The organism is Limnospira sp. PMC 1279.21 (genome assembly GCF_032349615.1).
Classification (GTDB): Bacteria; Cyanobacteriota; Cyanobacteriia; order Cyanobacteriales; family Microcoleaceae; genus Limnospira; species Limnospira fusiformis.
The window spans coordinates 48,607-54,393 of sequence record NZ_JARPLU010000012.1 but is presented as its reverse complement, the minus strand read 5'-3'; the positions used below and the strand labels follow the sequence as shown (position 1 = coordinate 54,393).

Here is a 5,787-nt window from a genome sequence, read left to right as displayed (position 1 = left end):
ACGCACGCATGATTGGATTTTACCATGAAGAATCCGACTTGATGAGTATGTCGTCAGGGAAATTTGGCATGGTCTGGGGTTTGACCGTATATTCATTATCGTATATTCATTATTGAGTTGCGAATCTTTTGGGGTATTGTACCTTATTGTCATAAGATGTCAAGCAAATCTTGGATTAAATTCTTGCTCCTCATCACCAACAGGAAGGATCATAGCAGCAACTGTCGCCATAGTGCGATCGCCTAGGGAAAAATTCCCAGTTTTTTGTGATCATCCTGAGATATACTGAGGAAACATTCAATCAGCCGGGACAGTGACATCAGAAACACCAAGCCTAGGGGGATCGGATTTACCCCGAAAAGAATCTGTTGTATCGACGCTTGGGGACGATTCCTCAAATCGATGGTATCTAGGGCTGGAGGTGGGGACGACCGGAATATCAGCCGCACTTTTGGATCGCCTGACTGAGGCTGTTTACCCTATATATTGGCTGAGTGATTCTCAGGAGAGCGATCGCATTTTTCGCCTTCCCAGTCGCGTCTACTTGCATCGAAAATCCGGCGGCGAAATAGGGGAAACAGAAGTTTTACAAGGATTTAAACCTTATCTTAGTTGGGCTATCCCCCATCATTTTGGTGAGGATTATGCGCCCTGTCCCCTGCTTCAGGTATCCCCAACCCAAAAGTTATTTTTAGGGACGTTTAAGCAGGCTTTACAGTTGCTATTATCGACTATTTCTCCTCAAGGTGGGGGTGACAATATAGACAGCGAAGATGGTGATTTGACTTTACCGAAAAACTATCAATCTGGTGCTAATGGTTTAACTGATCAGGAATTCAAAACCGCTTATATGAGTTTATCCGGGGTGGTGGTAGGATGTCCGACTCAGGCTTCCCATGCTTATGGTTTTAATGTGCGGGAAACCATTTTGGCGGCGGGTTTGGTCAAGAGTCCCTCTCAAATTTGGATGGTGGAAGATGCGATCGCTACTTGGTTAAGTGAATGGGAACCGAAAATAGACGAACCTACCTTAATTATTGATGCTGGTGCTGCTACCACCGAGTTAATGGTGATGGGAATATCTCAGGAGCATGATTTAACTTATGCTGACTGTTTTGGTGTCAGTGTGACCTATGGTGGCTATGATGTAAATTTGGATATTATCTGTCAATTTTGCGCCGAAAATATGATTGATTGGGATGGTTCCTATTTAGTCCTACCTACTCCGGGAACATCCCAACGCACTCACCGCGATCGCCTTCAACAAAAGTTAGTTTTATCAGCTTTAATCGATGCGATAGAATCCCAAAAACCCAGTTTACAAGCTGGCAAAAATGTGACTATTTCTCTACAGGAAAATCAAGTCAAAGTTACCGCTAATGAGTTAGATCGTCGCGTGTTAGTTCCTTTTGTGAAGAACCTCAACCGAGAGTTCAATCATCTGATTAGTAAAGTTGGGGTTTCGACCGTCGGAATTAAAAGGGCGATTTGTCGGGGTGGTAACGGTTCATGGTCGGTGTTGAGTCAATGGCTACGCCAAAAGTTACCTAATGCTAGTATAATCTCAATTACTGACCCAGAATCTTGGTGTAATTATGCGATCGCCCAAGGTTTAGCCAGACTTCCTTTATTTCCCGAATTGTTGAATTATTCTAGCCAACAATATGGGGATTATTTCTTGTTGGGTGAACTGCTGCGAGTGTTTGGGGATTTACCTTTATCTATCCCAGAGGTGATGACTCGTTTAGAAGAAAGAGGCGTGAATACTCGTTGCTGTAAATCTCAGATTTTAGCTATCCTCAAAGGTCAACTACCCGTCGGGTTCATTCCCTCGGAATTAGACACCCCCCTAATTGTTCCCATATCTAAACATCCTCAAATCGATATAATTAACCAAGGTGCGATTTTTTACCAAGATGTTGACTCTAGCTATTTTGTCAACCTAGAAAGGTCAGAAATGTGTCTACAATATCTTCAGCAACTCTCACGGGAATATCACCAAGTGTTAACAGAACCTTTGGCGATCGTCCAATGGTAGGGAAGCAGCCGGGGGTAAGTCTGAGTTTAACTGCGTATTCTCATCGATAAACTAATCCGATTTAACTTTTCGTTGACTTCCAAAACCTTGACTTTCACCACCTGTCCGACCCGGACAATTTGTTGAGGGTCTTCCACAAAGCGATCGGCTAATTGGGAAATATGAACTAACCCATATTGATGGACTCCTACATCTACAAAAGCCCCAAAATTAACCACATTAGTAACAATTCCCTCTAACTCCATTCCCGGTTTTAAGTCCGACACCTCTTTAATATCATCCCGGAAAGTAGCATATTTAAACTCAGCGCGTGGATCACGTCCAGGTTTCTCTAATTCGGCGATAATATCCTTGAGGGTAGGTAAGCCGACCGTATCTGTTACATAGCGTTTTAAGTCGATTTTTTTGAGTTTTTCAGCAGTTTTGCTAATCGCATTTAAAGGGATTTCCACATCCGCTAAAATTTGTTCAACTACCGAATAACTTTCCGGGTGAACCGCCGTATTATCTAGGGGATTAACACCCCCACGAATCCGCAAAAATCCCGCCGATTGTTGAAAGGCTTTCGGCCCTAATTTCGCCACTTTTAAAAGCTGTTTACGATTTTTAAATGCCCCATTTTCATTGCGATATTTAACAATATTTTGGGCGATAGTGGGAGTAATTCCAGACACAAAAGTTAAGAGTTGTTGGGAAGCCGTATTTAATTCAACTCCCACATAGTTGACACAACTTTCTACCGTTTCATCAAGTTTTTTCTTGAGTAATTTTTGGTCAACATCATGTTGATATTGTCCGACACCAATCGATTTGGGGTCAATTTTAACTAATTCTGCTAACGGGTCTTGGAGGCGGCGACCAATACTAATCGCCCCCCGAATTGTCAGATCTAAATCAGCAAATTCTTCCCGCGCGACATCACTCGCCGAATAAATAGAAGCACCAGACTCGTTTACCATTACCGTAATAGGTGGAGATTCTAAAGAGGCGATCGCCTGATTAACAAACTCTTCCGTTTCCCGTCCAGCCGTACCATTTCCAATAGCAATTAATGCGATTTTGTACTTTTTAATTAAGTCTTGAATCGTTTTGGTCGCTTGTTGACGTTGTGACTGTGACTGGTGGGGAAAAATTGCCTGATATTCGCAAAACTTGCCAGTTTCCGACAATAACGCCACTTTACAACCTGTCCTGAAACCAGGGTCAATAGCTAAAGTAGGCTTCATTCCCGCTGGTGGAGATAGTAATAATTCCCGCAAATTAGCTTCAAACGTCTTAATAGATTCTAGGTCTGCGTAGGATTTGCGATCGCTCCTAATTTCACTAATTAATGAATTTTTCATCAGACGATTAAAAGCATCTTTAATCATATCCTGATAAAACTGGCGAATCTCCCTATTTTTAATGCGAATAACTTGAGATTCCAAATGATGCAGCACCAAAGACTCATCAAAATCTAAATCCACCTTGAGAACCCCCTCAGTTTCTCCCCGGAATAATGCCAACAGGTTATGGGGTTTAATATCCATCACATTTTCCCGAAAATTCCGATACATTTCAAATTTAGTCGAACCTTCTGGGTAATCATCTTTAATCTTGGATACAAACGCACCATCATTGATTAAAAAATCGCGCACATCTGCCCTTAAATGTGCCGTCTCTGCCACCTGTTCCGCTAAAATGTCGGCGGCTCCAGCCAGGGCATCTGCCACCGTTTTAACCCCCTTTTCTGCATCGATATATTGAGCCGCTTCTGACTCTAGGGAAACCTTGGGCGCTTGGGGTTGGTTAAGGGAACTAATCAACTCAGCTAGGGGTGCTAATCCTTTTTCCTTAGCCATAGTGGCGCGGGTGCGACGTTTGGGACGGTAAGGAAGATATAAATCCTCAAGTTCCGTTTTTAACAAACAGTTATCAATTTGGGTCTGGAGTTCATCCGTGAGTTTTCCCTGAGAGGCGATCGCCTCCAAAATGCTATTTTTTCGTTCCTCAAGTTCAGTTAAATAACTATATCTTTCCGCCAGAGTCCGCAGTTGAATTTCATCAAGGGAACCCGTCATTTCTTTGCGATAACGTGCAACAAATGGAATAGTCGCCCCTTCCGCAAATAATGCCAATGTATTTTCAACTTGAACCCGTTTTAACGAAAGTTCCTGAACTAGAATTTGAGTAATATTAAGCATATAATCTGAACCGACTTGATTTTGTGACCTGAGCTTGGTATACAAAATTATTGTAAATGCTACCCTCGCCAATAGTACAGTCAAGGTCAGTAGAGCCTGTTCAGAAATCATCTGATCACCTCTCAAAGTCCCTCTCCCTCTCTGGGATCCAGATTTAGGGTGAGGGCAATGTATTAAGCGACTGGTGAACAAGCTGTATCTCCCACATCTGATAGTTAAGATATGAGTTCAGGAATATTTTTGGTTTCACTCTTGATTCGTCCCCTCCAGCGTTATGGCTGGCTATCCCTGCTGCTGTGGCTGCTGATGATGTCCCCAGCAGCCGCTTCCGTGTTAATGCGGGTGGCGATAACCACTGACAGCAATCAAATTAAAGTCGGAAGTTCCACCCCAGCAACAGTGCGCGACGGTAGCGGTAGGGTCTTGGGACAAATTCCCAATATGGGCGCAACTGTCGCCCAATCTGCATCTGGTCAGGTATCCCTCAGTCAATGGAAAGCAGGTCAAATTTGGGTCGAACCCTCCCAAAATGGCAAAGTATGGATAGGTGATAATTGGTATCGGGGGCGGGTGTTATTAGTCCAGCGCAATGGTGGGCTAATGGCTATTAATTATGTCGATCTCGATCAGTATCTCTACAGTGTCCTAGGGGCGGAAATGGGGGGAAATTGGCCCCAGGAAGCCCTGAAAGCCCAAGCTGTGGCGGCGCGGACCTATGCACTGTATAAGCGCCAAAATAATAGCAGTCAGATTTATGATTTGGGGGATACTCAAACCTATCAGGTCTATCGCGGTGTGTCTGGGGAGTCGCCAGGGACTCAGACGGCGGTTAGGGCGACAGCAGGTCAGGTGTTAACTTACAATGGTCGGGTGATTTTGGCTGTTTTCCATTCTTCCTCTGGGGGTCACACCGAAAATGTTGAGGATGTCTGGGAAAATCCCTTACCCTACCTGCGGGGGGTTCCAGATTTTGATAGTGGTTCTCCCGTCTTTGAATGGACAAGGACTTTTTCCACTAATGACCTTAGTAACCGCATTTCAGGAGTTGGTCAAATTTCCTCTATGACACCAGAAAGAACCTCCGCTTTTGGAAGTGTGATTTCCATGAGAGTGGTCGGAAGTGGCGGAACTCGCACTATTAGCGGTGAGCAGATCGCTAGGGCTTTGGGGTTGCGTAGCACCAGATTTAGGGTGGATCGTAACAATGCTTCTGGCAATTTTGTAGTCACTGGTCGCGGTTTTGGTCATGGTGTGGGTTTGAGTCAATGGGGGGCTTATAGTTTAGCTAATGCTGGATATAATTATCAGCAAATTCTCGCTCATTATTATCGAAATACAACTCTCGCTAGAATCCAAGTCCAATAATAATTAATAATTAATAATTAATAATTAATAATTATTAATTGTGGGGGCCCGAACTCCCCACGACCGGATTAATAAACCCGCCCTATCCCCGGTAATTAATTGACAATTGACAATTGTAGGGGCGGGTTCCGGTGTCAACTCAACTTCCCACGACCGGATAAATAAACCCGCCCTATCCCCGGTAATTCATTATTAATTATT

General features: G+C 43.8%; 3 protein-coding genes. 2 read left to right on the top strand and 1 reads right to left on the bottom strand.

The genetic code is table 11. The features are described 5' to 3' along the window. Nucleotides 1-313: 313 nt before the first annotated feature. On the top strand, nt 314-2,038 hold the full coding sequence (locus tag P5683_RS03520) for a hypothetical protein (RefSeq protein WP_228116350.1): 1,725 nt from the start codon (nt 314-316) through the stop codon (nt 2,036-2,038). A gap of 26 nt (nt 2,039-2,064) precedes the next feature. Here the strand turns inward: P5683_RS03520 and P5683_RS03515 are convergent, their stop codons facing one another. Beyond that, entirely contained in the window at nt 2,065-4,221 is a 2,157-nt protein-coding gene (locus tag P5683_RS03515) for a Tex family protein (protein ID WP_315641097.1), read from the bottom strand. A 222-nt stretch (nt 4,222-4,443) separates the two neighbouring features. Here P5683_RS03515 and P5683_RS03510 point away from each other — a divergent pair, with 222 nt between their 5' ends. Beyond that, nucleotides 4,444-5,586 (top strand): SpoIID/LytB domain-containing protein, encoded by a 1,143-nt coding sequence (locus P5683_RS03510; RefSeq protein ID WP_006670779.1) that lies wholly within the window; start codon nt 4,444-4,446, stop codon nt 5,584-5,586. Nucleotides 5,587-5,787 lie beyond the last annotated feature (201 nt).

Coding starts and splice junctions, on each gene's coding strand:
- P5683_RS03510 (WP_006670779.1), top strand. CDS start 4,444: ATGAGTTCAGGAATATTTTTGGTTTCACTCTTGATTCGTCCCCTCCAG.
- P5683_RS03515 (WP_315641097.1), bottom strand. CDS start 4,221: ATGCTTAATATTACTCAAATTCTAGTTCAGGAACTTTCGTTAAAACGG.